Origin of the sequence: Agitococcus lubricus (assembly GCF_003051055.1) — a bacterium.
GTDB lineage: Bacteria > Pseudomonadota > Gammaproteobacteria > Pseudomonadales > Moraxellaceae > Agitococcus > Agitococcus lubricus.
In genome coordinates this window covers 148554-173822 of sequence record NZ_QAON01000006.1, presented here as the reverse complement: position 1 = coordinate 173822, position 25269 = coordinate 148554, and the positions used below count along the sequence as shown (strand labels likewise).

Here is a 25269-nt window from a genome sequence, read left to right as displayed (position 1 = left end):
AATGTCATGCATACCGCGCGTTGGCAAGCCAGTTTTCAAGCACAAGATAAACGTATTGCTGTGATTGGTACAGGCGCAAGTGCGATTCAAGTGATTCCAGAGTTAGCGAAACAAGCAACACGGCTTACGGTCTTTCAACGCACCCCCGCATGGGTCATGCCAAAACTTGATGCACACTTTAGTAAAACGCAGCAAGCATGGTTATCCGAAGTGCCCTTATTGCGTAAGGCTTTGCGCTACGGCATTTATTGGGGAGCAGAAACTCTATCCTTAGCATTAATTTGGAATACGCCCCTTGCGAAAACGATTCAGGCGTTGGGCGAACACCATCTGATGCACTCGGTCAAAGACCCTGAATTACGAGAAAAATTACGCCCCAATTATAAAGTGGGCTGTAAACGAATGTTGATTTCAAATGCGTATTATCCCGCTATGCAGCAAGATAACGTGCGCTTGGTGAATGTGGGTATTAAACGAATCGTTGCTAATGGCATCATTGACCAAGATGAGCAGTTACATGAGTTGGATACCATTGTGTTAGCAACGGGCTTTCAGGTGGGGGTAGCAGGTTTAGCCATTCCGATTGCGGGTTTGGGAGGCCGACAATTAAATCACGATTGGCAAAAGGGTAGCGAGGCTTACAAAGGTATTAACGTACATGGCTATCCTAATTTGTGTTTAATGATGGGGCCTAACACGGCTGCAGGTCATACGTCGGTGATTGTCTATATTGAAGGGCAAATTAACTATATTTTGCAGTATGCCAAAAATTTATTTGATTATTCCTATCGGTATTTGAATGTACATAAACAAACACAAGATAATTTTAATGACATGATTCAGTCGCGTATGAAATATACCATTTGGACAACGGGATGTCGGAGTTGGTATTTAACGGCTGACGGTAAAAACTCAACCTTATGGCCAGGCTTCTCGTGGGAATATCGTTTACGTACGGCGTTTTTCTCTGCGGGTGATTATGACTGTGTAGGGGCAAAACACATGAAAAATATGCTCCAGCGTAGAAAAGTGATTGCCTAAAAGTAAAATAGTGACGGGATGGTCTATTTTTCCGTAACTTGTCACAAATTGACCATAGCATATTGATATGAAATAGTATTTTGTATATGTATCAGGGATGACTCAGTACATCTAAATACACGGGATTTTGTGTCAACTCTCTATAAATAATTCAAGAATCAAGGACTTGAGTATGCTGTCGTCAGTTATTTGGTCAGGCGCACGTCATCAGCGTTTTGTAGCCTTTATTGTTGTTGCATTTGTCTTTTTATTATTTGTTAAGTTGGGTTTATTAGTGCCTGTTTATACAGGCTTGTTGGCTTTTGGTTTGGTCACCCATTTTTCTGAAACGATTGTCGATGAACGTATACGCAGCATTCGCTCTAAATGGATAGCCACAACCTTAGTCACGGTATTAGTGGTGGTCGTGTTGGTCGGCGCGGGTGCGGGTATTCACATGTTATTAAAAACAACCACCGATGTGCATGACCTGATGTTGCGTATGAGTGATATCTTAAATTCGGCACGTTCGTGGCTCCCTGAAAGTATTAGACAGTCCATCCCGCAACAAAATGACTTGCTCACCAAAATTAGCGAGTGGTTACGTACACATGCGGCTGATATTGGTACGTTTGGTTTAGGTGCGCTTAAAGGCATTGGTTTGGCATTATTGGGGGTTTTATTAGGCGCACTGATTGCGGTCAGTGAGACCACGCATCATCAACTGCATGGCCCTGTCAGTACCCGTTTATTGCAACAATTAGCCTCCCTAAAAGACGCTTTTTGGCGTGTCGCCATTGCACAAGTCAAAATATCGGCACTCAATACCACGCTCACCGCAACCTATTTAGCCATTGTCCTGCCTTTATTTGGCGTACAATTACCTTTAATTAAAACATTAATTGCCGTCACTTTTATTGCGGGGTTATTGCCCGTCGTCGGTAATTTAATTTCTAATACCGTGATTACCGTGATTAGTTTGAGCCATTCTTTTGGGGTGGCGGTGGCTGCATTAGGTTTTTTAATTGTGGTGCATAAATTAGAATATTTTATCAATGCACGTATTGTAGGGACTCAAATCAATGCCAAAGCATGGGAAATTTTATTATCTATGCTCATTATGGAGCGCTGTTTTGGTTTGATAGGGGTCGTTGCTGCTCCCGTATTTTATGCATGGCTCAAGCAAGAATGGCAACGTTGGGATCAGGTGCAACACGAAAAAACACACTTAAACCAAACATAAGGCTAGTGTCGGTGTACGCAATAGTGTAATTTCAGCGCCTCTAAGAAAGTATTGATAGTCATAGCAAGGTGATTTAAGCGTATATCGTGTCTGCGCGCATAAATCGGATAAATCAGTGTCTCAATCTCTGTGCTTATTGTGCATGCCTATCAATAATGGGTATTTTTAATCAAAATGGTATTTCGCATGAAACGTCAAGTCGTCTTGGGTAGTGCATTACTGCTCTTAGTCAGTGCCATCACTGCCTGTAATAAAGAAGAAAAAACCGTCAAATTAGACAATGATGATGCTAAAGCTGCGTATAGTATAGGCTATATGACCGCTCAGTCGATGGAAAAACAAGTCCCTAACTTTAATGTCGACAGTTACGTGGCGGGCTTTAAGGATGCGTATGCCAAAAAAGCAGGTCAAATTAACGAAGAAGAAATGAAAAAAGCCTTAACCGCGTTTGAAGCGAAAGTGCGTAAAGAGGCCACAGAACGCCAAGAGAAAGCCGCCGCAGAAGCTGTCACTAAAGGCGCGACGTATTTAGCAGAAAATGCGAAAAAAGCTGGCGTAAAGACAACCGCTTCGGGTTTACAGTATGAAGTGATTAAAGAAGGCACAGGTGCTAAACCTGTGGCTACGGATACTGTTAAAGTCCATTACGAAGGTAAATTAGTAGATGGCACGGTCTTTGACAGTTCTATCAAACGTGGTGAGCCTGTCTCTTTCCCCTTAAATCAAGTGATTGCAGGTTGGACGGAAGGCTTACAATTAATGACCGTTGGCTCTAAATACCGTTTTGTGATTCCAGCAAACTTGGCTTATGGTGAGCAGGGCGGTGGCCAGATTCCACCCAACTCCGTGTTAACGTTTGAAGTCGAATTATTAGAAATTACGAAAGCTCAGTAAGTGACATTCGACAGATGCCCGCTGTGTGACAGCGGGTGTCTTTGCTTAGAGCAGACGCTCTATGTCTTCAATAGCGACGTGGTCGCTAATATCCTTGCCGTAGTAAGCCAAACGTATGGTGCCCTGTTCATCAATGACAAAATCGGCAGGAATCATATTCATCTCACCTTCTACTTTGCCTGGTAAATGTCCAGATTTGAGTGCTTGGGCGAATGTACCTAATTGTAAGGCACCTTTCACAAAACCTGCCCATGACCCCTCTACACCATAGCGTTGATAGAGTGTACGTTCAGGGTCAGGCAAGATGCGAATGACACTTGGTTCGCTACCTGCATATTCTAAAATACTGTCTTTGGGAGACTGGAAAATAGCGACTGTCTCTAAGCCACGTGCTTGCCATTGACTTTGTTTTTGCGTTAAAGCATGAAAACGTAAATTACAAAAAGGACACGACGCATAGCGGTAGAAAGATAATAAAATCTTCTTGCCACGCAAGCTGCGACTATCCAGTGTGACATCATAGAGGTCGTTGTGAACAAATTGAGGGGCGAGTTGACCTGTTGTTAGACGCATAATGTATTCCCATAAGGTAAATAAATGATTCCTTCACACACAAGGTGCCTATATCATCCTCTTGATTAGAGTACTAGCGTACCAAGTTGTTACACATTTAAATGATTGAATGGAGAAATTGTGTGATTACCGAACAACAATTAGCACGTATTGAGCAATTGATTCAACCTATTACCCAAATTGCGTCGTGGTTACTCACGAAAATTGGCAAATTATTAGTCATAGCGCTCAGTGCTTTAGCGGTAGTCTGGTGGCTGATTGTTCATGAATGGGCATGGAGTTTTTGGTACTTAATCCCGATAGCGTTGAGTTTATTGCCTGTCGTCATATTAGCCATTTGGTATTTGATGTTACTGGATTTAGTTGAGTTGCCCGAGGTCTTAGACGAGTTCAAACAAGGTTTCGTTAAACCGACAGAACCTAAATTAGCACTCGAAAAAACACCTGTCATCGAGCGTCCACGGGAGCAAACCAAAAAGCTACCTACACTCCTCAAAGAGTTATGGAGTTTAGTCCAAGGGATAGATGCTATTCGTACCGTATTGACACATACCTTATTTATTGCAAACCCAATCAGTTTATTATTATTGCTGTGTGCTATTGGATTGACATGTGTTTACGGTATAGGCGCAGTGTTGACCTTAATCGTACTCGCACTATGACGAATGTGACGCCCTTTAGTCGGCTAATGGCCATAAGCCTACGGGCGCATACAAACTGCCTTGTGCGCTTAACCGCGAGCGTACCAAGGCCAGTGTCGACGCTCGCCATGTCAATGCAGGCCATAAAGGTAAAGCGGCCTCATAATGTTGCAGATGTCTGGCAAGTGTAATATGCGCTTTGAATTTTTTGCGCTCAACCTTAAAACCTTCCATCGCTAGACCGTGTTGCAGTTGGTTTACCAGTTGAACTAAAGAACTTGGTTCGTGGTCAGGTCGTAAGCAAGCCAGTTGTGCATCGCGCCAGCATTCAATACGGTCAAAACGAAAGTCAATCGGTCGGTCTACCGCGCGCTGGGCAATCTCGTGTAAACGACGGATGCGTGTTCCTTCGACGTCACCTAAAAACTGTAGTGTCAAATGCAAATTTTGTGTGGGACTGGCTTTGCCTACTAAGCGTTGGACAAAAGGCTCTGTGGTGAATGCCCATTGTTGCTGAGTGGAGTTATCTGGCCAAAGTGCAAAAAATAGACGCATAATCAATGCCAAAGCCTATGACCAAGCAGAAGGATTAGTCATTATAGGCGCTTTGGTATAAGACGGAAATAGCCAGTCAATGCACACGCTCACATGTTTTTATCTGATGCTGTACATCTGATGGCCGCGTATCATTAAAATGGATACGTTTGTGGCCTATACATGCGTAAGACATAGGTAATGTGCTAAGTTGGTATATCAAGGTTCACCGTAGTGAACCAGCACGTAACCACAATCAAAACATCAACAGACCCTAAGCAAATAGCGAGATAAACATGTCTAACGAACTAGAAATAATTGATTTGATATTGGGAGAAGGGAAAGCGGCGGTTAAAGGGGCATTAATTACCACGCAATATACAGGATGGTTAGCAGATGGTACAAAATTTGATTCCTCCTATGACCGTGGTCAACCTTTTCAATGTGTGATTGGTACACGTCGTGTCATTCAAGGCTGGGATATAGGGTTAATGGGTATGAAAGTAGGCGGTAAGCGGCGATTACATGTTCCTGCCCATTTAGCGTATGGCGAGCGTCAAGTTGGTGCAATCATTAAACCCAATTCCAATTTAGTGTTTGAAATCGAATTATTAGAAGTGCTCACTCGAGATGAGTAGATAACAGCACTCTAAATGGCTAGAGAAATTTTCTGGCCATATATCAATAAACTAGCGATGTTTCTTCAAGTAAAAAACTGGATTATGTACGATTATCTCGTAGATTTTTCATCTAAATCAGGAGGTATTTTCTATGCCATAACAGCTAAAGACCTGAAATAGACAGGTCTTTGATATGGTATAAGTTTTGCTCATCAATTGTGCAAAGCGTTCTCTGGTGTCAAATCACCAAAGAGGAGATAGACTGGAGCACACATGGCGCTTATAAAACCAACAAACAACGCCGAATCAATGTACCGCAGTGTATTACTGGCGGCTGCCTTTTTTTTATTGCTTGATTTGACGGTTTTGGTGCTGAATTTTAGTTTGGCCAGCCAACTCGCAAGTAGTGCGCAACAAATTAATTTGGTTGGCCGTCAGCGCATGTTGTGTCAGCGTATTGCCAAAGATTTACTCAATTTACAATTAAATCCTACCCCATTAGCGATGGAACAATTATGGCCAAGTCTGCAAGACAGCCAACAATTATTTGATAGCACACTCAATGCCCTAATGGTGGGGGGGGGAGTGACGAATGGTGACGGCAAACGTGTGACCTTAGCGCCGATTCAAGGGGCACAAGCCCAGCAGTTATTAAAACAAACTCAGCATTTATGGCAACCCTTGGCGAGTACGCTCACTCTAGCCGCACAACACAAAGATAATCCTGTATTACTGGCGCAAGCCTTTCGTTTGAGTCAGCAGCATAATTTAAGTTTATTACTTTTGATGAATGAGCTGACCTCTCAGGTCGAAACAGCGAGTTATCAACGAGTAAAATTCATTCGCATGTTACAAACGGGCGCAATTATTTTAGCGATTTTAAATTTTGCTTTTATTTTAAGGTATTTGTTATTAAGAACAAAAGGTTATGCAGAGAGGTTAGAGCAAAGTCTATCAGAGTTAGCGGATAAAAATAAGCAACTCGAACTTGCCAAACAGGCCGCAGAGGGAGCTAACACCGCCAGAGCGCAATTTATGGCCAATATCAGTCATGAGATTCGTACTCCACTTAATGGCATGATAGGCACTTTGGAACTATTAGGGCAACAAGTACAGCCCCTAAAGGAGCGTGAACTAGTCGCAGTTGCCCATCAGTCTGCACACTCTTTATTGGCTTTATTAAACGATGTCTTGGATTTTTCAAAAATTGATGCAGGCCGTTTGCATTTGGAGAAAATACCCTTCGATATGCCCGCGATGCTCACCGAAACGATAGCAGTGCTTGCACCGATTGCCAAAGCGAAGAACGTAAAATTAGATTTTCAGATGGATAGCCGTTTACCCAAAAAGGTGATTGGCGACCCGCTACGCATAAAACAAATCCTCTTAAATTTAGTCAGTAATGGCATTAAATTTAGTGCGGGTCATTCTCAAGAGCAAGCAACAGTGACGTTGCGCGTAGTGGTTGATGTACTCAATGTGAATGATGTGAGTGTATTATTCGTGGTGGCTGACAACGGCATTGGTATTGAACCTGAGGCATTAGGCCGTATTTTCCAGCCATTCAGACAGGCAGAAAATTCGATTACACGTCGTTATGGTGGGACAGGTTTAGGGCTAGCGATTTGCCAAGAGTTGGTCGCCTTGATGGGAGGATGTTTGCAGGTAAAAAGCGTTGTCAATCAAGGCAGTGAGTTTAGCTGTTTATTAAAGTTAGCTTATATTTCGTCTGTGGAGTTAGTCTCGACCAATCCCCTTGCATCACGACAAGCGCCAAACCTTAGCCCAACGCAAGCAACAGATAAATTGATTTTAGTGGCCGAAGATAACCCAATTAACCGTAAACTCATTCAGCAACAATTGGCATGGCTAGGTTATCGCTGTATTTTGGCGGAAAACGGCGTACAGGCATTGACATTATTGGCAGAGTATCGTCCCGCATTATTACTCACAGATTGCCACATGCCCGAAATGGATGGTTATACCCTTGCAACTCAAATACGCCATCACGAACAGCAATATGCACAACAACCATTACCCATTATTGCTTTTACCGCCAGTGCGTTGCCTAGTGAGGCCGAAAAATGTCTGAGTCTAGGCATGAATGACTTATTACTCAAGCCTGTGGAGTTAGCAGGTCTACAGGCGATGTTGCGTAAATGGCTACCTGATTAAAGAGGCGTACTATCTGGAGCACGTGCCATACATTGCTTAAAACGCCCATTTACCCGATTTGCAAACCATTCTGTGGTGAGCTTTCGTGTGATTTTAGGACTAGATAGCTTGATTTGTGGCATCACTTGTTGCGCTAAAACACGACCTGTCTGCTGTTGTGCCAGCTCAAATACCCGTTTATACAGCATCGTTTGGCTAAAACCTTCGGTTTTTTCGAGTTTCAAATCACGCTCAATCTGACTACGTGACAGTCCCAAACGCTTACTGAGTGCCAAAAGAGTCTGTAGTGTCTCACTCATGGCATCGGTTTTATACATTAAAAGGTCACCATCTAAGGTGATTTTTTCGGCACTGAGTTTTGCCAGTGCTGCTTGAAACGCCGCATTACGGCTACTGTAACGGCCTGCATTAAAGTCAGCAAAACGATAGGCCATGACAGGATAGTTAACACGGTATTGTAATAGGTTAGCAATGCCAAAATATAAGCCGCCACGGCGACTAAAGACTTCACTGCGAATACTGCCTTTATAACGATAAGGATAAGGCCATACCCGAATATGGCCTTCTGCAAATTCAATGCTCACTTGCATTGGCCCACCTGTACGAATAGGGTTTTTAATACCTAATGGCAAACCTAATTGTTTGGCTTCGCTGGCCATGTCTTCAAATAAGTCATTCATTTGTTTTTCGGTGCGTAAATGGTCGATACGGTATTTATAGCTTTTGCCGTTGGGGGATGTTTTTAAGAACGCTGTTTTAATGGCGAGCATAGGAATATGATAGTTATCCGCTTTTTTCTCAATTTCTTTCCACACAATGTTATCTAAATTCGGAACAATGGGGTCACTTTGCCAGCTCGATTCTTGCTCTATAATGGCAATGGCAGCACAAAAATAGCTGGCCTCTAAAGGAATTTTAAGATGACTAAAGGCGGTAAATATATCATCACGCCAGCCTTGTCGGTCTTTAATATCAGACGGTAATAATTGGAATAGCAGGGTTTTGGCTTGCCCTTCATCTACCCGTTTAGGGGCTTCTGTAACAGTCGGTGGGCTAATAATCACAGGTGGCGTGACAGTCGGTGGGGGTTCACTGATAACGTTATCTGGCGTAGCCGCAGTGCTCACTGAGCTAACATGTTCAATGACAGTCGTTGGTGTCGGCGGGCTGGACAACTGAGGGGCGGGCTGTGGTACGTGGACAGTCGTCGCACAGCCAGACAAAAAACTAAGCATTAACGCAGCCAGTCCCCTGTTTGATGGTGTCACCGTATTTACCTCATTGCGGTCAGAAAGGGGGCTATTTTGAGCCGAATCCCAAAGCGGCTCAAGTAAAAGTGGATACTTAAGCCATTCATTATCGACAAATACATAGGGGCTGAACGTCGTACGTACTAGCGTTAAGCAAAAAAGAGCGCGCAGTATGATTATGTGGCTACGGGCTTTAGGGGAGCAACGGCTTCACCTGCTTCCGTTAAAAAGTGTTCGAGATAACAGGGCGTATCTGAGGGCAAAGGCATCCATGTGAGTTTATGCTGAGTAAATAAGTGACAGCTAATTGTAAACCAATTAGGGTCATCAAATGCACCGCCAGATATTAAAATGACTTTAGGCACGCGTGAAATGCGTGAGGCAATTTTAGTTCCACAGCGAGGACAAAATTGACTCTGAATAGTACGGCCATGTATTGGAGAGATATAATCATAATGACTTAACTCGCCGCTAATTTGTACTTGTGTCGGCTTAAAAAAGACCGCAATTTGCATGCTGCTGCCCGATGCGCGTTTACAATACTGACAATGACACACATAAGCTGCCACTGGTTCACCCAGCGTCTCAAAGCGCACAGCACCACATAAACACGCCCCTGTATGATATTGTGAAGTCATTATTGTTACCTGTTATCGGCTGTTTGATTTGCTGGAACATAGTACACGATTTTGATAGTCTGTTTTGTTATGTCATCAAGAATCATCGGAGAAAACACGTGGTTATGCCTCAGAAAAAAATCGTCTTGCTGGTGATGAGTCTGCTGTTATGTGTCGGTGCGGGGAGTGTAGCTTATGTGCCTGATAAAACAGTGGCTGCGCTTAGCCCACGCTGGGCGGCTTCTCCTTCGCAATTTATTACTATCGAAGGTATGCAGGTACATTTGCGTGATGAAGGTGTGCGTGATGACCCTCAACCTATCGTCTTGTTGCATGGCACGTCAGCCAGTTTACATACATGGGAGGGATGGGTTTCTCACTTAAAAACACAACGGCGAGTGATTAGTTTTGACTTGCCCGCCTTTGGCTTAACAGGCCCTTTTCCTGATAACGACTATCGTATTGAGCACTATACACAGTTTGTCCAACAAGTGACCACGCATTTAGGTATCAAGGAATATGTTTTAGCGGGTAACTCATTGGGAGGGCACATTGCATGGCACGTTGCTTTAGCATCACCGCAACAGGTGAAAAAATTGATTTTAGTCGATGCCGCAGGTTATCCATTTACCCCAAAATCTATCCCAATAGGCTTTAGAATTGCGCAAATCCCCGTATTGAATAAAGTCATGGAGTATACCTTACCGCGTCATATGGTAGATGCCAGTGTCCGTAATGTGTATGCCGACCCCAACAAAGTTAGTACAGATTTGGTTGACCGTTATTACGATTTGACCCTGCGTGAAGGCAATAGACGCGCATTAGTGGAACGGTTTAAGCAAGTCAGTGCCGATAATAGCGATGCTATTAAAACCATCAGTCAACCTACCTTAATCCTTTGGGGGAAACAGGACCAATTGATTCCTGTAGAGTTAGCAAATAAATTTCATCAAGATATACAAGGTAGTCAGTTGTTGGTGTTAGACGGTTTAGGCCATGTGCCACACGAAGAAGACCCTCAACAAACTGTAAAAGCGGTCATCGACTTTTTAGCCTTATAAAACAGCCAAATAGTGACAAATATCATGTGATGATTGTCACTATCAAACCGCCATGTCTCCGATTACAGTGGACTTATGTTGGATTGATGTCTAATGCAATTCAATCCTGTAACGTCTTAATGGGGGACAATAATATGTACAACAAAATCAAATATGCCTTAGCAGGTGCCGCACTCATGGTATCTAGTGTGGCCGTCGCAGCACCAGCCACCTTTGAACCACCTAAAGGCTCGATTATTGCGCGTGCTAAAGCCTTCTTAGATAAGCCTGCGACATGGGACAAAATTCCTAAAAATGTCACCTTATGTATGTTTGCACCGGGCGGCATACAGGGTAAAACCTTTCAATATGTGCGTAATAATATTTCGGAACTCACCAAATATTCGAATTTAGCAAAAGATATTGGTATCGACTTTAATGTCGCCATGATTTCCCCAACCAGCATGCGTATCGACATCGCCTCACACAAACTCAAACGTAAAGCCAGTACAGAAGTTAAATTTAATATTTATAATGATGAGCGAGTGGCGTCTGAAGACTTTAAGGTAGGTCAGTGTGATGGCATTGCCATGAGCAACTTGCGCGCACGTCAATATAATTCTTTTGTTGGCAGTTTAGATGCGATTGGTGCGATTTTATCTTATAAGCAACTCAACGAAGTGATTGGAATTTTGGCTAAACCCGAAATGAACAAATACATGGTCAGTCAAAACTTTGAGATTGTCGGTATTATCCCAATGGGTGCTGCTTATATTATGGTCAATGACCGTAAAATTAATACCATTTCTAAGGCCGCAGGCAAAAAAGTTGCGGTGTTTGACTTTGATAAATCACAAGCCAAAATGGTACAAAATATAGGCGCACAACCTGTATCGGTTGACTTTTCGAATGTCGGTGGCAAGTTCAATAATGGCCAAGTAGAAATTATGGCTGCTCCTGCGTTGGCTTTTGAGCCCTTAGAGTTGTATCGCGGTATGACCGATGCTCAAGGTAATGCCCGTGGAGCCATTATCAAATTCCCGTTATTACAAGTGACGGGTGTCTTGATGATGCATCAAAACAGATTTCCTGATGGTTTAGGCTCGTTAATTCGGGAGTTTGTGTCAACGCAATTAGCACCTGCCTATCAATTTGTTTTAGAAACAGAAAACGAAATTCCCGTCAAATATTGGATGGATGTGCCCGAAGCCGATAAACCAGGTTACGTCGCGATGATGCGCACCGCGCGGATTCAAATGACCAAAGAAGGTCATTACGATAAACAAATGATGCGGTTGTTAAAAAATGTGCGTTGTAAACTTGAGCCGAGTAATTATGAATGTGCTTTGAATGATGAATAAATAACGACGACCCAAGGATGGGTAAACGCTCTATGTTTGTAACAGTTGCCACGCCCGATGATATTTCTGAACCCGCATTAAATCTGCATCGCTTAAGGTACTTAAACGTAATACGTTGATATTGTCTTCTATGTCCGCGATTTTCACTTGTGTGGCCAGCCGATTAGTTTTTACTCGTCTTATAAAAGCAAAATAATCCTCGTCTTGCTGTTTAGTCAAACAACAGACTGCATCCACAATGTCCTTCGGTAAGCCTGCGGCTAATAAGTCTTGAGCATTAATATCAGAATCTTCAATGACGTCATGTAACAAGGCAACGGCCATCGCTTCATCGCTATGCATTTTGGCCATCACCCGTAAAGGGTGTTTGATATATTCCACGCCTGCTTTATCTACTTTATTGGCATAAGCATGCAGTGCAATTTGAAGTGCAGTACTAATTAACATGATATCGACTCTGAAGACTTGATGGAGGTACGCGATAAGGCGTGATGCGTTTAGCAACGTGACAAAGTGTAGAATATCGATAATGATAGTAGATAAAAATTATGGTAATTTGCATTGAGGAAGGAAAGCCAAACACTCAAATAAAGGAAAATAAATGACCAACCAAATCCAATTCACAGACGGTACTGCCTACGAGCGTTATATGGGCGTATGGAGTCAACTGGCAGGTAATGCCTTTTTAGATTGGTTAGCCCCAAAGCCTAATCAACAATGGCTTGATGTGGGTTGTGGCAATGGCGCATTTACCCAAATGATAGTTGACCGTTGCGCCCCTAACAGCATAGACGGTATAGACCCTGCCGAAGCACAACTTGCTTATGCCCGTAGCGTACCCAAACTAAGCAACGCCACCTTTCAACAAGGCGATGCCATGAACTTACCCTATCAAAACAACAACTTTGATATTGCCGTTATGCCATTAGTCCTCTTTTTTGTGCCCAACCCAGCACAAGGCGTGGCAGAAATGGTGAGAGTGGTTAAGTCGGGTGGCACAGTCACCGCCTATGGTTGGGATTTAATGGGTGGCGGTTTTCCTTATGAGGTGTTACGCCAAGAGCTAAAAATCCGCAACATTAGCGCACCTTTACCGCCAAGCCCTGATGCCAGTAGCCAAGAAAGTTTGTATCAACTATGGACACAAGCAGGCTTACAACACATTGAACAAAAAGAAATTATTGTCGAGCGTACCTTTAGCAGCTTTGACGAATATTGGTCAATTGTCATGGTTGCCCCCAGTTTAGGCGCAACATTAGCGGCAATGCCTACGGATGATTTATTGACTTTTAAGGAAGCAGTTCGCAAGCGTTTACATATTAATGATAATGGCGAAGTCGTTTGTAAGGGGAGGGCAAATGCCATCAAAGGTTTTTTTTGGGATAGATAGGTCAGCCTAAAGCAGCCTATCTACCAAGATTTTAACGAGCCAAATAACGTTGAATGCCATCTTCAGCAACCCAGTTAAACCACAAATAATTATCTGTGCCTAATTGTAGCCATGCAAAATTGCGCATTCTGAGGTATTCATTGGCATTTGCAACAGGCACTGGCACAATGTGTATTTGCAATCGATCTTCATGGATACTCAGTGGTTGGGTACTACTAATCGCTCGTAATCCTAACCAGAAAGGCAGCGAAGGTGCAGTGTATTGGAGTGCCGACGAAATCAACTGATAGACAGTGCGTTTGCCTTTTACTTGTCCAAATCCGCCAACATGCACATCGCCTGAAAGAATCACGACTTTTTCGATTTGTGCATTAATCGCATCCAGACTATAAAATAAGCGATCACGTTCAGCTTCATGATGGCTTGCATTCCAATGGTCTCTTAGATCATCTAGGTTGCCATTTTTAGGATTATTGGCCTCTAAAAGCAAAACCTTTTCTAGACTATGTTCAAAGCGCTGATAGACGGGTGGGACTCCGACCATCACATACATCAGTTTTGCTTCTGGACTTGGTTGGAATGCTTGAATCGCACGCTGCCATTGTTCTTTGGACATGATTTGCCGCAGGGTACGTTGGCTGCGATTATCTAGGGCAACAATATCAATATTATTCAGATTCACTCGCCAAGAAAAATCTTGTTCTCTGTTTGGTGGTTGAGAATTCAACAAAGTGCGATTATGTTGACCTAGGCGTAATTGAAAGCAACAAAAGGCTTTACTAGCAGCAGTAAAAATTAATTGGCCAATCTCCGAGTCGCACCAACCCTCTTCATAAGAGCCCCATCCGTCAAAAATATCATGGTCGTCCCACATCATTAATGAAGGAATACATGCGAGTACACGTCTAACGGCAGTATTCCCCCATGCACGCTGATAAATATCAATATAGGCTTTATCTAAGGCGGGTGCTAATTGAGGCTTAGGTTTGAGGGTAGGCTCTTTGTTTAGCCATGTTTGTAATGCGAATAAAGGGTCAGTATCTTTTAGGTATGGATTAAATAAACTGTCGGCATATACTTGATCCCCTCCCATTAGTAACAAAGAGAAAGGTGTCGTATCACTGTATAAAGCGGTGATTTGATGTTGATAAAGTTTATTCCAAATGGGGGTACTGGTGTCTTTACTCTTTGGTTCAAAACCATTACATGAACCATAGGCAATTTTCGGATTTTCTTGCTTAGCCGGCACATAAAAGCAAAAGCTATTGCCACCCATGTTGGCATATAGTGAAGGCGTAATGTCTAAATTATCAATATGGAGTACATAGTCAATGACTTCGCCTTGTGTCCCTATCGGTTGTTTTACAGAGAGTTCAAAACGATAGAATGTACCGCTTATGGTTTTTTCTTTAGCTCGCAACAGAGGCTCAGGTGGTTGACCTTGTGAACGCCATTTAGCGGTAAGTTTGATGGATAACGGTTCTGTTTTGACTAATACACACACTGTGTAGTGTAATGTACCTGAATTATCACTGCCTTCATAACCCAAAATAGGGCCAATAAGTAAGTCATCAGATTTAAAGTGCATGGTATAGATCCTTCTGCATACATGTGTAAATAAAAGTCTTACAACAGCCTAATGTCATAGTTGAGGTGTAATCATCTAAAAATGGCATTGATGTGAAGAAATAGATAGACATAAATAGCATAGCAAAGGCTGCGAAGATGTGTGAGTCTTAATCTATGTTTGTGGCTAACAATGACAGAGGATGACTAGCCCATCGAGCGTAAGATGGCTAAAGGCACAAAACCCATTATCCCCAAAAGGTGGGTTTACTATGTCAACCCACCCTACAATTTAGCGGCTAACCACTCCCTCATATCTTCATTATTTACACGCTCATAAATATCTTCAACTTGCAGCGTCAAACCTACCGACTCAAGCACAATCTCATCACCTAAAAAATAGCGCATGGGCTGCCAACCCTCACTACGCCGCGCGACTTCAATCCGCACAATATCTTGCTCAACCAAAATATACTCAAGCAACGTAGGAATTTGCAAATACAACAGCCGTTTAGTGGTTTCATCCATTTTTCGAGTTGATTTAGATAACACTTCGATAATTAAAGTCGGTGTTTCGGTAAAATAACCGTCCACATCCGAACAGTCCACCAAGACATCAGGATAAAAAAAGTTACGGCCAATTTTAACCTTCATATCCGACATATAAGGTTGGCAAGGTTTGCCTTTGAGATGAACATTTAGCGCAGTATGGAAGTTACCTGCAAGTCGATTATGATTGGCATGAGCTCCCGACATTGCATAAACATCACCATCCATATATTCATGTTTTATATCGGAATTTTTTTCGCCTTCCAGATAATCTTGTTCGCTAACAAAATTTACTTTTTTGGCAATAGGCATTGTACACCTCTACAGCTAATTCATGCGCAAGATAAATTGAGCATTATCATGGAGTGTTTGATATTGCTCTAAAGGGGTCATACACTGCAAGCCTTTTGGGATACGACTTACTCAGGCTCATACCCCAAATTCGGGCTTAACCATTTTTCGGCCATACGCAAATCCCAACCTTTACGCGCAGCATAACTTTCTACTTGGTCTTTATCCAATTTACCGACATTAAAATAGGTACTTTGTGGTAAAGAATAATAAAAACCACTCACCGACGCGGCAGGCCACATAGCAAAGTGTTCGGTTAAACTCATGCCCGCATTGACTTCAGCATCTAATAACTTAAATAACGTAGCTTTTTCGGTATGTTCTGGACAGGCAGGATAACCAGGTGCAGGACGAATACCGACATATTTTTCTTTAATTAACTCTTCATTGCTGAGGCTTTCATCGGCTTGATAACCCCAATATTGCTTACGCACTCGCTCATGTAAATATTCCGCAAAGGCTTCGGCTAAACGGTCAGCAAGGGCTTGTACCATAATGGCATTATAGTCATCACCCGCATCTCGGTAGGCTCTTGCTTGTTCTTCAGCACCTAAACCAGCAGTCACAGCAAATGCACCAATATAATCAGGTGTTTGGCTCGCTTTAGGCGCAATAAAATCGGCTAAAGAATAATTGGGTTTGCCACTGACTTTGTCACTTTGTTGACGTAAATGATGCAAGGTGTGAATCACTGTTTGGCGTGATTCATCAGCATACACTTCAATATCATCATCATTGACCTGTGCGGCAGGCCAAAAACCAATCACACCATTGGCGGTTAATAGTTTTTCACCAATTAATTTATCTAACAAGGCTTGGGCATCGTTGTATAAACGCGTTGCTTCAACACCGACTACGTCATCTTTTAAAATCGCTGGGAATTTGCCCGCTAAACTCCATGTAATAAAAAACGGTGTCCAGTCAATATAAGGACGAACATCGGCTAAAGGCACATCTTTTAACACAGTCACACCTAATTTTTGGGGTTTGGGTGGTGTGTAGTTAGCCCAATCGTGTTGATATTTTTCGGCAATAGATTGTGCGTAACTGAGTTTGGCAGCTTTAGGTTGACGGTTGGCATGGCGCTCACGCACTTCAGCATATTCAGCACGACGTTCAGCGACAAAAACTGGTTTCATTTCTGGCGAGAGTAGGGAAGTCGCCACACCCACAGCGCGTGACGCATCGGTGACATAAATCACGCCATCATTATGATATTGCGGGTCAATTTTTACTGCAGTATGGGCTTTCGAGGTGGTTGCACCACCGATCATCAGTGGAATGTTAAAGCCTTGACGCTGCATTTCACGCGCAACATACACCATCTCGTCTAAGCTAGGAGTAATCAAACCCGACAAGCCAATAATATCGACTTTTTCTTTAATGGCGACATCAAGGATTTTTTCGCAAGGCACCATCACCCCTAAATCAACAATGTCATAACCATTACACCCCAAGACCACACCAACAATATTTTTGCCAATATCGTGAACATCGCCTTTAACCGTGGCCATTAAGATTTTACCTTTGGATTGGCCAACGACTTTTTCGGCTTCAATGTAGGGGTTGAGCCATGCCACCGCTTGTTTCATCACCCGTGCCGATTTCACCACTTGTGGCAAAAACATTTTACCTGCGCCAAACAAATCACCCACCACATTCATGCCAGCCATTAAAGGCCCTTCAATCACGTCTAAGGGGCGTTTGCTTTGTAAACGAGCTTCTTCGGTGTCTTCGTTAATAAACGTGGTAATACCTTTTACCAGTGCATATTCCAAGCGTTTTTCAACCGATTGATTGCGCCACTCAAGGGTTTCAGGGGCAGCATTGTCGTTGGTTTTGCCATGTTCACGGTATTTATCAGCAATGGCTAACAGTTTTTCGGTGGCTTCATTACCGCTTTCACCTTGATTACGGTTAAGAATCACGTCTTCAACGGCATCTTTTAACTCAGCAGGAATATCGTCATAAATCGCGAGTTGTCCCGCGTTAACAATACCCATGGTCATGCCTTGCTTAATACAGTGATATAAAAACACCGCATGAATCGCTTCGCGGACTGGCTCGTTACCACGGAAAGAGAACGATACGTTAGAAACACCACCCGAAATCATTGCATGGGGTAGGTTTTGTTTAATCCAACCAGTCGCTTCAATAAAGTCCACCGCATAGTTGTTGTGTTCTTCAATACCTGTGGCAACGGCAAAAATGTTCGGGTCAAAAATAATATCTTCTGCTGGAAAGCCAACTTCATCAACCAAGACACGATAAGAACGCTCGCAAATTTCACGTTTACGTGCAGCGGTATCTGCCTGACCAACTTCATCAAAGGCCATGACAATAATGGCTGCACCATAACGGCGGCACAATTTGGCTTTTTGCACAAACTCTTCGTGGCCTTCTTTCAACGAAATGGAGTTAACAATCGGTTTGCCTTGTACGCACTTTAAACCTGCCTCAATGATTTCCCACTTTGACGAGTCAATCATAATCGGCACACGCGAAATATCAGGCTCAGAGGCAATCAAATTCAAAAACGTAACCATTGCCGCTTGTGAATCCAACATGCCTTCGTCCATGTTGATGTCGATAATTTGCGCGCCACTTTCCACTTGTTGTCGTGCCACATCTAAGGCTTCGGCATAGTTTTGTTCACGAATTAAACGCGCAAACTTTTTTGAGCCTGTCACGTTGGTACGTTCACCGACGTTAACAAATAACGAGTCTTTGGTGATGTTATAGGCTTCTAAACCTGATAAACGACAAGCGGGTTCAATCTCTGGAATAACGCGAGGGGCAAGGTCTTTAACCGCATTATAAATAGCCGAAATATGGTCGGGTGTAGTACCACAACACCCCCCAACAATGTTGACTAAACCACTTTGGGCAAACTCACCAACCATTGCCGCAGTTTCAGCAGGGGTTTCGTCATATTCACCAAAGGCATTAGGCAAGCCCGCATTAGGGTGCGCAGAAACGAAAATATCGGCTTTTTCGCTTAATTCTTTAATGTAAGGGCGCATTGCATCTGCACCCAACGCACAGTTAAAACCAATACTTAATAAATCCCCATGACGCACGGAGTTCCAAAAAGCTTCAGCCGTTTGACCAGATAAAGTACGGCCAGACGCATCGGTAATCGTGCCAGAAATCATCACAGGTAAAATAGTGCCTGTGTCATCAAAATATTTTTGTACGGCAAACAAGGCCGCTTTACAGTTTAGGGTGTCAAAAACGGTTTCAATTAACAAAATATCTGCGCCACCATCGACTAAGCCTTTAGTTGCTTCAACATAGTTTTCGACTAACTCATCAAAGGTGACATTACGATAAGCAGGATTATTGACATCAGGCGAAATAGAGCAGGTACGTGACGTTGGGCCAAGTACACCCGCTACAAAACGTGGTTTTTCGGGCGTTTTTGCACTCCACGCTAAGGCGACTTGTTTGGCCAAACGTGCCGCTTCCACATTTAACTCATAAACCAACGCTTCCATATGGTAGTCAGCTTGTGAAACTTGAGTAGAGTTAAACGAGTTGGTTTCTAAAATGTCTGCACCTGCCGCACAATAAGCATCATGAATTTCGGCAATGACATTCGGCTTGGTTAAGACTAATAAATCGTTATTACCTTTGACATCATGTGGCCAATCGGCAAAACGGGTGCCACGATAATCCGCTTCTTGCAATTTATAACGCTGAATCATTGTTCCCATCGCACCATCAATAATCAAAATGCGTTGTTGTAAAGCGTTTTTTAATAAGTCAGAACGAGAAGCTGTCATGGTGTATATCTATCAGTCTGTAAAGCAAGGGCGGGCATTTTAGCAAAAATGTCATCATTAGGTATAAAACAATTATTAAACCTGAGCTAATTACTAGGTTATTAAAAATCAGGTATAATCGGGCAAAATTTTCTGTCAAAGAGAACCTTATGAGCAATCTAAACATTACCATTACCGAATCCGCCCAAGCCTATTTACGCGAGTTATTAGCGAAGCAAAATAGTGAAGGTATTGGGGTGCGTATTTTTGTTGAGCATGCAGGCACTCCCAAAGCGGAGTGCTGTATGGCTTATTGCACCCAAGGCGAAGAGCAAATTGATGATATTCGTTTGCCAATGGAGGGGTTTTCGGCGTTTATTGAATTCAAAAGCTCGCCTTATTTAGAAGATGCCGTGATTGACTACAACAAAGACCGTTTTGGTGGTCAATTAACCTTTAAAGCACCCAAATCTAAAGTACCTTTATTGGGTGAAAATAGTTCACTCGAAGAGCGTATTAACCATGTGTTGTTTAGCGAAATCAATCCTAGCTTAGCCGCACACAATGGTAATGTTAGCTTATTAGAAGTGTATGAAGACACCGAGCATGGTTTAACCGCTGTATTAAAATTTGGTGGTGGTTGTCAGGGGTGTTCAGCCGTTGATATGACCTTAAAACAAGGTGTAGAAACGACCTTAAAAGCGAATATTCCAGAATTGCAACGTGTGACTGATAGTACCGACCACAGTCAACGTGATAACGCTTATTTTAAATAAGCTGTTGGGGCAACCCTTGTGGTTGCCCTTCATTTGTCGTCATTTCCTTCTTGCAACAATTTTTTGCCTGTTAAAATTTCCGAAATACCTACGCCAAATGAAATTAGCGCCATTCCCCACATACCCACTAAATCAAATAGAGCAGCACCACGAGTCCCATTGGGCTCACCTAAATCAATCCCACTTTCCTGTGCATCTAAACCTATATAAATCAGGGCAGGAGCCATTAAGACTAAAAAGATACCTAAAATCATTCTAAAAATAGCCATCTGTTTTGCTCTATGCAGGATAATTTCATCTCTAATCTTAGCAATGAAACATAAAAAAAAGCCATCATATAATGGCTTCTTTGGGTACTCAATCATGAGTCGCTTAACTTATTGCCTACTAGGTACAACCACGGTAGCAGGCGGTGGTGTCACGGGTGCAGCTTTGGCTTTAACAGGGTTTATAATAAAATTTGTCCCTAACAGCATTAATGTTACGCCTAACACGCGGCGAATCGCTCTATCTGGAAGATGAGAACTTAAGAGCGTCCCTACAATAATTGCAGGAATAGACCCCATTAATAACAACATGAGTAAATGGGTATCAACATTACCTGCTTTTAAGTGACCCAAACCAGCCACTAAGGTTAACAATACCGCATGCGCCACATCCGAGCCAATAATCCGAATCATCGGTAAATTAGGAAACAAAATCACTAAGGCCATAATGCCAAAAGCGCCCGCACCAACTGACGATAAAGTGACAAAAAAACCTAAAACCACGCCCATAAAAACCACCCATGCCTTGTGCTTAATAATGACGTTTGCGTCAATATTCGGGTGTGTCGGTACGCCTGCTGAGTCATGTTTTATACGATTGAAAAAACCCTCAATTTTACTTCTAAAAACAATCGATACCCCTGTTAATATCAACATGCCACCTAAAATAATGGTGAGTGCTTTTTTATATTCTTTAGCGCCTCCCATAAAATGTTCGAGTGCCCATGTTGTTGCAAGCGACGCGGGAATTGAGCCTACAGCCAGCCAAAATACAATCGGCCAAACAATATTTAGTTTTTTGGCATGTACTAGAGAACCACAAAATTTAGAAATAGCGGCATACAATAAATCTGTACCAATCGCAATATGCGGTTCTACTTTCAAAAAACTGATTAAAATGGGCGTCATCAATGAGCCACCACCCACCCCAGTCACCCCAACACAAAAGCCAACGACTAAGCCAGCTAAAATGAAATAAAAATCTGTCAACATGCTAAAGCAATCATTGTTCAAAAAAAGAGGGCTACTTTAGCTGTTTTTTTATGTTTTTATATAAAGATTTTGTTATATGATTATAACTAATAGTTATAATTATTGAGATAAAAACACGGGAGTAACAATAATGAAGTTGCAACAACTGCGTTATATTTGTGAGGTAGCTGCTAATAATCTAAATGTTTCCACCGCTGCCCAAAATTTATACACCTCTCAGCCTGGAGTCAGTAAACAAATCCGATTATTTGAAGATGAGTTAGGGATAGAAATTTTTACCCGTAATGGTAAACATTTAACACAAATCACTAACGCAGGGCACGAAATTTTGCAGATTGCACGTGAAGTGCTTAGACAAGTTGAGAATATTAAGCAGGTAGGCGAAGAATACAGTAATCCGCGTTTGGGCAAATTATCTATTGCGACTACGCATACACAAGCACGTTATAGACTCCCACCCGTGATTGAAAAATTTAGACAGTTCTATCCCGATGTCAGTCTGCATTTGCAACAAGGCACGCCACAACAAATCGCACAGATGGCCTCTACTGGCGTTGTTGATTTTGCCATTGCCACCGAAGCCATGGAGCATTTTACTAACTTGATTCTGCTCCCTTGCTATAAATGGAACCGTTCTGTGGTTGTCCCTAAAAATCACCCACTAACACGTATTAAAACGTTGAGCCTAGAAAATATCGCCGATTACCCAATTGTTACCTATGTCTTTGGTTTTACTGGACGTTCACAATTAGACCAAGCCTTTGCTCAACAAGGATTAAGCCCTAAAGTCGTATTTACAGCGACCGATGCAGATGTCATTAAAACCTATGTTAAATTAGGTTTAGGGATTGGGATTGTGGCACATATGGCCTACGAGCCTGCAATAGACAATGATTTAGTCGCCTTAGATGTGAGTCATTTATTTCCATCAAGCACGACCAAAATTGCCTTTAGACGAGGCATGTGGTTGAGAAGTTTTATGTTTGATTTTATGCAAACCTTTGCGCCGCATTTAACTCGTGCCCGTGTAGAGAGTGCTATTTTGGCGGATACGGCTGACGAGGTAGAACAAATTTTTGCCGATGTGAATTTGCCAGTGTTGTAATGTTCAGTATCCTTGTTGCAATACGGATTCAACCTTAAAAAAGCATCAGGAGGCCAGTAAAAATATTGCAGGCCAGCGTGTTAAACGGTAGAGTTCGCGCCTAGTTTAGCCCCCATTTTTCTATGTTGTTTGGAGTCTGTGATGGAAATCGTATGTTTAGATTTAGAAGGCGTATTAGTGCCCGAGATTTGGATTAACTTTGCCAAAAAAACAGGTATTAAAGCCTTAGAAGCGACCACACGCGATATTCCAGACTATGATGTATTGATGAAGCAACGCCTTGCTATTTTACAAGAACACAAATTAGGCTTGCCTGATATTCAAGCGGTCATTGCCGAGATGGGGCCTTTAGAAGGCGCTTATGACTTTGTCGCTTGGATTCGTGAGCATTTTCAGTTAATTATTTTATCTGATACGTTTTATGAGTTTGCCGACCCGTTAATGAAACAATTAAATCGCCCAACGATTTTTTGTCATAAATTAGTGACCGACGACAAAGGCATGATTGTCGATTACAAGCTACGTCAGCCTGACCAAAAACGTGCAGCCGTGAAGGCCTTACATGGTTTGAATTACCGTGTTATTGCTGCTGGCGATTCATATAATGACACTAATATGTTGGCAGAAGCCGATAAAGGTATTTTGTTTGATGCGCCAGACAATGTCATTCGTGAATTTCCACAATTCCCCGTCACCAAAACTTATGCCGAATTAAAAGCCCAGATTATCAGTGGCTCTTTACGTAATATTCCTGCCTAAAAGCGTGTATTAAGGACAAGCCTAGTGCTTGTCCTTAACCCAAAACGTATCTTCTAAGCACCGTAATATCGCGCCAATTTTATTAAAGCACTCTTGGTATTCAGACTCACACACCGAGTCAGCGACAATGCCACCGCCAGCCCACGCATATATCGTATGATTTACCCTTAATAAAGTCCGAATAGCAATATTCCACCGCCCGCGACCCCCAGTGCTTAAATAGCCTATCGAACCGCAATAAATGCTACGCTGACAATTTTCTAATTCCTGAATAATCTCCATTGCTCGTTTTTTGGGTGCACCCGTAATCGACCCACCGGGAAAAGCATCAAACAATAACGTTAAAGGGTGTGTATCTTCCGCTAATTGACAACGAATCGTACTAATTAAATGGTGTACTTGTGGAAAAGACTCCACCTTAAATAAGGTAGGCACTTGTACCGAACCAATGCGCGCATGTTTTGCTAAATCATTACGCAACAAATCGACAATCATTAAGTTTTCGGCTTTATCCTTAGGGTGCGTGGCTAAATCGTGACGTTGCGCCTCGTCAAGTTCGGGCGTGTCATGGCGTGGCCGTGTTCCCTTAATGGGGCGAGTCAATACCGTACCATCAGCCTGAAACGCCAAAAACAACTCAGGCGATACACTCAATATTTCCCCATAAGGGCTATGACTGTAACAAGCAAAGGGCGCTTGGCTCAGTTTTAACAGCGCATCAAACGCAGAAATAGCCACCCCTTGACACGATGCCTTAAAGCCTTGTGCCAAATTTACCTGATAACAATCACCACTGCGTAAATAACCTTCTACCTTGTCAAATGCGTGTTCATATTGTGCTCGGCTCATTAACGGCACAAAAGCACTGTCGAGTCTAAAGTCGGTATGGGCAGAAGGCGGGGGTGTCGAAAGTATCGCTAACACGGTTTGGCCTATCCTTGCCTCAGCACTATACAGTGTGGGTTGATTGTGATGATTAGGCCGTATAAACGTATCGTAAAACCCAAAACATAATACAGGAAACGAAACCAACTCCTGATGTGCCGCTGGTTGTTGTTGGTAGTCATACCCTAGCCAACCCATCAATCCGCCACTAAACCCCTCAGTACAGGTGGGGGTTATGGTGGGAAGTACCTCTTGCGAAGATAAACGAATGACATGGCTAGCCAGCTCAGTATCCAGTTTTACTTTGCGATAACTCAAGTCAGCCTGACGTAGCCATTGATAACAGCCATCGTCATGCTCAACAACCAACCATTTAGGCAGCACAGCCAAACACCAAGCGTCTGCATCTTTTAACCACATAGGCCACCAAGCGGCTTGTTGCAGCAGAGGACTAAACGCTAAAAAGGGCAGGTGAGTAGAGACATGTGCTGGCAGAGAAAAAGCAAACAAAGAAATAACCTGTAGTAAACAATCAATCTAAGTCCCTGCATTATGACACGAAAACACAAAAAGAAAATTGCTCTCTATTCATACATGCCATGAACAAACCAACGGTCTGTCCTTAGCGTGAATTTAGACACTACCCTAATAAGCACGATGTTGAAGACTGAAGCAAGCTAAAAAACAAACCACCAAGCTAAAACGTAAAAATGTCCCTTAGCCTGAGTGCAGATATGATATATTTGCATAAAATTAAAATGTTAGATAAAAATAAAAAAGACAAATGTCCTGCTTTCAAAAGTATCAAAAACTCAGCTATACTGAATAAAGAGCAACGTTACAAAAGTCCTAAAAATAGCAGCTTGCCACTTACCTAACGTACACACGCTAAAACGT

Annotated in this window: 23 protein-coding genes; 12 read left to right on the top strand and 11 right to left on the bottom strand. The window is 42.7% G+C overall.

Annotation, left to right across the window (positions count from 1 at the left end):
- Positions 1 to 6: 6 nt before the first annotated feature.
- From C8N29_RS08165 to C8N29_RS08155, 3 genes are all read left to right on the top strand, one after another.
- Positions 7 to 1041 carry a flavin-containing monooxygenase gene (locus tag C8N29_RS08165; protein ID WP_107865566.1) on the top strand — a complete coding sequence of 345 codons (1035 nt, stop codon included), beginning with the start codon at positions 7 to 9 and terminating at the stop codon, positions 1039 to 1041.
- Between the two features lie 172 nt (positions 1042 to 1213).
- Positions 1214 to 2263: an AI-2E family transporter gene (locus C8N29_RS08160; protein WP_107865565.1), complete on the top strand. Its 1050-nt coding sequence runs from the start codon at positions 1214 to 1216 to the stop codon at positions 2261 to 2263.
- Between the two features lie 186 nt (positions 2264 to 2449).
- Positions 2450 to 3157 carry a BamJ family beta-barrel-assembly machinery protein gene (locus tag C8N29_RS08155; RefSeq protein WP_107865564.1) on the top strand — a complete coding sequence of 236 codons (708 nt, stop codon included), beginning with the start codon at positions 2450 to 2452 and terminating at the stop codon, positions 3155 to 3157.
- A 45-nt stretch (positions 3158 to 3202) separates the two neighbouring features.
- Here the strand turns inward: C8N29_RS08155 and C8N29_RS08150 are convergent, their stop codons facing one another.
- On the bottom strand, positions 3203 to 3730 hold the full coding sequence (locus C8N29_RS08150) for a redoxin domain-containing protein (RefSeq protein ID WP_107865563.1): 528 nt from the start codon (positions 3728 to 3730) through the stop codon (positions 3203 to 3205).
- 122 nt (positions 3731 to 3852) lie between these two features.
- Here C8N29_RS08150 and C8N29_RS08145 point away from each other — a divergent pair, with 122 nt between their 5' ends.
- Entirely contained in the window at positions 3853 to 4392 is a 540-nt protein-coding gene (locus tag C8N29_RS08145; protein ID WP_107865562.1) for a hypothetical protein, read from the top strand.
- A gap of 15 nt (positions 4393 to 4407) precedes the next feature.
- Here C8N29_RS08145 and thpR read toward each other — a convergent pair whose 3' ends face one another.
- A complete protein-coding gene (thpR, locus tag C8N29_RS08140; RefSeq protein WP_107865561.1) occupies positions 4408 to 4926 on the bottom strand; it encodes an RNA 2',3'-cyclic phosphodiesterase in 519 nt (172 codons plus the stop codon).
- A 275-nt stretch (positions 4927 to 5201) separates the two neighbouring features.
- On the opposite strand from thpR, the gene C8N29_RS08135 reads away from it, so the two are divergent.
- Both C8N29_RS08135 and C8N29_RS08130 read left to right on the top strand, forming a co-directional pair.
- The gene (locus C8N29_RS08135) at positions 5202 to 5543 is read left to right on the top strand and encodes an FKBP-type peptidyl-prolyl cis-trans isomerase (protein ID WP_107865560.1); all 342 of its coding nucleotides are present in this window, start codon (positions 5202 to 5204) and stop codon (positions 5541 to 5543) included.
- Between the two features lie 255 nt (positions 5544 to 5798).
- Positions 5799 to 7700 carry an ATP-binding protein gene (locus C8N29_RS08130; protein ID WP_107865559.1) on the top strand — a complete coding sequence of 634 codons (1902 nt, stop codon included), beginning with the start codon at positions 5799 to 5801 and terminating at the stop codon, positions 7698 to 7700.
- Here C8N29_RS08130 and C8N29_RS08125 read toward each other — a convergent pair.
- Positions 7697 to 8935, bottom strand: coding sequence for a DUF1615 domain-containing protein (locus C8N29_RS08125; protein ID WP_107865558.1), 1239 nt, complete (start codon positions 8933 to 8935; stop codon positions 7697 to 7699). The two genes, C8N29_RS08130 and C8N29_RS08125, sit on opposite strands and share 4 nt — an antisense overlap.
- 191 nt (positions 8936 to 9126) lie before the next feature.
- Positions 9127 to 9588, bottom strand: a complete 462-nt coding sequence (locus C8N29_RS08120) for a GFA family protein (protein WP_107865557.1) — start codon at positions 9586 to 9588, stop codon at positions 9127 to 9129.
- A 104-nt stretch (positions 9589 to 9692) separates the two neighbouring features.
- Here C8N29_RS08120 and C8N29_RS08115 point away from each other — a divergent pair, with 104 nt between their 5' ends.
- Positions 9693 to 10628 (top strand): alpha/beta fold hydrolase, encoded by a 936-nt coding sequence (locus C8N29_RS08115; protein ID WP_107865556.1) that lies wholly within the window; start codon positions 9693 to 9695, stop codon positions 10626 to 10628.
- Positions 10629 to 10714: 86 nt separating this feature from the next.
- Positions 10715 to 11968: a putative solute-binding protein gene (locus C8N29_RS08110; RefSeq protein ID WP_239987007.1), complete on the top strand. Its 1254-nt coding sequence runs from the start codon at positions 10715 to 10717 to the stop codon at positions 11966 to 11968.
- Between the two features lie 30 nt (positions 11969 to 11998).
- Here the strand turns inward: C8N29_RS08110 and C8N29_RS08105 are convergent, their stop codons facing one another.
- Positions 11999 to 12415, bottom strand: a complete 417-nt coding sequence (locus C8N29_RS08105) for a guanosine-3',5'-bis(diphosphate) 3'-pyrophosphohydrolase (RefSeq protein WP_239987005.1) — start codon at positions 12413 to 12415, stop codon at positions 11999 to 12001.
- Positions 12416 to 12569: 154 nt separating this feature from the next.
- Here C8N29_RS08105 and C8N29_RS08100 point away from each other — a divergent pair, with 154 nt between their 5' ends.
- The gene (locus tag C8N29_RS08100; protein WP_107865554.1) at positions 12570 to 13358 is read left to right on the top strand and encodes a class I SAM-dependent methyltransferase; all 789 of its coding nucleotides are present in this window, start codon (positions 12570 to 12572) and stop codon (positions 13356 to 13358) included.
- Positions 13359 to 13389: 31 nt separating this feature from the next.
- On the opposite strand, the gene C8N29_RS08095 is transcribed toward C8N29_RS08100, so the two are convergent.
- From C8N29_RS08095 to metH, 3 genes are all read right to left on the bottom strand, one after another.
- Positions 13390 to 14946 carry an alkaline phosphatase D family protein gene (locus C8N29_RS08095; protein WP_107865553.1) on the bottom strand — a complete coding sequence of 519 codons (1557 nt, stop codon included), beginning with the start codon at positions 14944 to 14946 and terminating at the stop codon, positions 13390 to 13392.
- A 263-nt stretch (positions 14947 to 15209) separates the two neighbouring features.
- Positions 15210 to 15785 carry a Uma2 family endonuclease gene (locus tag C8N29_RS08090; RefSeq protein WP_107865552.1) on the bottom strand — a complete coding sequence of 192 codons (576 nt, stop codon included), beginning with the start codon at positions 15783 to 15785 and terminating at the stop codon, positions 15210 to 15212.
- Positions 15786 to 15892: 107 nt separating this feature from the next.
- On the bottom strand, positions 15893 to 19609 hold the full coding sequence (gene metH, locus C8N29_RS08085) for a methionine synthase (RefSeq protein ID WP_107865551.1): 3717 nt from the start codon (positions 19607 to 19609) through the stop codon (positions 15893 to 15895).
- 149 nt (positions 19610 to 19758) lie between these two features.
- Here metH and nfuA point away from each other — a divergent pair, with 149 nt between their 5' ends.
- A complete protein-coding gene (nfuA, locus tag C8N29_RS08080) occupies positions 19759 to 20364 on the top strand; it encodes a Fe-S biogenesis protein NfuA (RefSeq protein ID WP_107865550.1) in 606 nt (201 codons plus the stop codon).
- Positions 20365 to 20393: 29 nt separating this feature from the next.
- Here nfuA and C8N29_RS08075 read toward each other — a convergent pair whose 3' ends face one another.
- Positions 20394 to 20729, bottom strand: coding sequence for a hypothetical protein (locus tag C8N29_RS08075; RefSeq protein WP_146164439.1), 336 nt, complete (start codon positions 20727 to 20729; stop codon positions 20394 to 20396).
- Between the two features lie 12 nt (positions 20730 to 20741).
- Positions 20742 to 21623 carry a sulfite exporter TauE/SafE family protein gene (locus C8N29_RS08070; RefSeq protein WP_107865548.1) on the bottom strand — a complete coding sequence of 294 codons (882 nt, stop codon included), beginning with the start codon at positions 21621 to 21623 and terminating at the stop codon, positions 20742 to 20744.
- Positions 21624 to 21753: 130 nt separating this feature from the next.
- Between C8N29_RS08070 and cysB the strand changes: the two genes are divergently transcribed.
- Positions 21754 to 22728 (top strand): HTH-type transcriptional regulator CysB, encoded by a 975-nt coding sequence (gene cysB, locus C8N29_RS08065; protein WP_107865547.1) that lies wholly within the window; start codon positions 21754 to 21756, stop codon positions 22726 to 22728.
- 141 nt (positions 22729 to 22869) lie between these two features.
- Positions 22870 to 23487: a bifunctional phosphoserine phosphatase/homoserine phosphotransferase ThrH gene (gene thrH / locus C8N29_RS08060; protein ID WP_107865546.1), complete on the top strand. Its 618-nt coding sequence runs from the start codon at positions 22870 to 22872 to the stop codon at positions 23485 to 23487.
- Positions 23488 to 23508: 21 nt separating this feature from the next.
- Here thrH and pabB read toward each other — a convergent pair whose 3' ends face one another.
- Positions 23509 to 24882, bottom strand: a complete 1374-nt coding sequence (pabB, locus tag C8N29_RS08055; protein WP_107865545.1) for an aminodeoxychorismate synthase component I — start codon at positions 24880 to 24882, stop codon at positions 23509 to 23511.
- Positions 24883 to 25269: the final 387 nt, after the last annotated feature.

What these genes read in the sequence shown, in the direction of transcription:
- metH (WP_107865551.1), bottom strand. Translation starts at nt 19,609, where the DNA reads ATGACAGCTTCTCGTTCTGACTTATTAAAAAACGCTTTACAACAACGC.
- C8N29_RS08115 (WP_107865556.1), top strand. Translation starts at nt 9,693, where the DNA reads ATGCCTCAGAAAAAAATCGTCTTGCTGGTGATGAGTCTGCTGTTATGT.
- C8N29_RS08135 (WP_107865560.1), top strand. Translation starts at nt 5,202, where the DNA reads ATGTCTAACGAACTAGAAATAATTGATTTGATATTGGGAGAAGGGAAA.
- C8N29_RS08160 (WP_107865565.1), top strand. Translation starts at nt 1,214, where the DNA reads ATGCTGTCGTCAGTTATTTGGTCAGGCGCACGTCATCAGCGTTTTGTA.
- thrH (WP_107865546.1), top strand. Translation starts at nt 22,870, where the DNA reads ATGGAAATCGTATGTTTAGATTTAGAAGGCGTATTAGTGCCCGAGATT.
- C8N29_RS08150 (WP_107865563.1), bottom strand. Translation starts at nt 3,730, where the DNA reads ATGCGTCTAACAACAGGTCAACTCGCCCCTCAATTTGTTCACAACGAC.
- thpR (WP_107865561.1), bottom strand. Translation starts at nt 4,926, where the DNA reads ATGCGTCTATTTTTTGCACTTTGGCCAGATAACTCCACTCAGCAACAA.
- C8N29_RS08155 (WP_107865564.1), top strand. Translation starts at nt 2,450, where the DNA reads ATGAAACGTCAAGTCGTCTTGGGTAGTGCATTACTGCTCTTAGTCAGT.
- C8N29_RS08100 (WP_107865554.1), top strand. Translation starts at nt 12,570, where the DNA reads ATGACCAACCAAATCCAATTCACAGACGGTACTGCCTACGAGCGTTAT.
- C8N29_RS08110 (WP_239987007.1), top strand. Translation starts at nt 10,715, where the DNA reads ATGTCTAATGCAATTCAATCCTGTAACGTCTTAATGGGGGACAATAAT.
- C8N29_RS08105 (WP_239987005.1), bottom strand. Translation starts at nt 12,415, where the DNA reads ATGTTAATTAGTACTGCACTTCAAATTGCACTGCATGCTTATGCCAAT.
- C8N29_RS08165 (WP_107865566.1), top strand. Translation starts at nt 7, where the DNA reads ATGCATACCGCGCGTTGGCAAGCCAGTTTTCAAGCACAAGATAAACGT.
- C8N29_RS08095 (WP_107865553.1), bottom strand. Translation starts at nt 14,946, where the DNA reads ATGCACTTTAAATCTGATGACTTACTTATTGGCCCTATTTTGGGTTAT.
- cysB (WP_107865547.1), top strand. Translation starts at nt 21,754, where the DNA reads ATGAAGTTGCAACAACTGCGTTATATTTGTGAGGTAGCTGCTAATAAT.
- C8N29_RS08075 (WP_146164439.1), bottom strand. Translation starts at nt 20,729, where the DNA reads ATGATTGAGTACCCAAAGAAGCCATTATATGATGGCTTTTTTTTATGT.
- nfuA (WP_107865550.1), top strand. Translation starts at nt 19,759, where the DNA reads ATGAGCAATCTAAACATTACCATTACCGAATCCGCCCAAGCCTATTTA.
- C8N29_RS08130 (WP_107865559.1), top strand. Translation starts at nt 5,799, where the DNA reads ATGGCGCTTATAAAACCAACAAACAACGCCGAATCAATGTACCGCAGT.
- C8N29_RS08090 (WP_107865552.1), bottom strand. Translation starts at nt 15,785, where the DNA reads ATGCCTATTGCCAAAAAAGTAAATTTTGTTAGCGAACAAGATTATCTG.
- C8N29_RS08070 (WP_107865548.1), bottom strand. Translation starts at nt 21,623, where the DNA reads ATGTTGACAGATTTTTATTTCATTTTAGCTGGCTTAGTCGTTGGCTTT.
- C8N29_RS08125 (WP_107865558.1), bottom strand. Translation starts at nt 8,935, where the DNA reads ATGCTTAGTTTTTTGTCTGGCTGTGCGACGACTGTCCACGTACCACAG.
- C8N29_RS08120 (WP_107865557.1), bottom strand. Translation starts at nt 9,588, where the DNA reads ATGACTTCACAATATCATACAGGGGCGTGTTTATGTGGTGCTGTGCGC.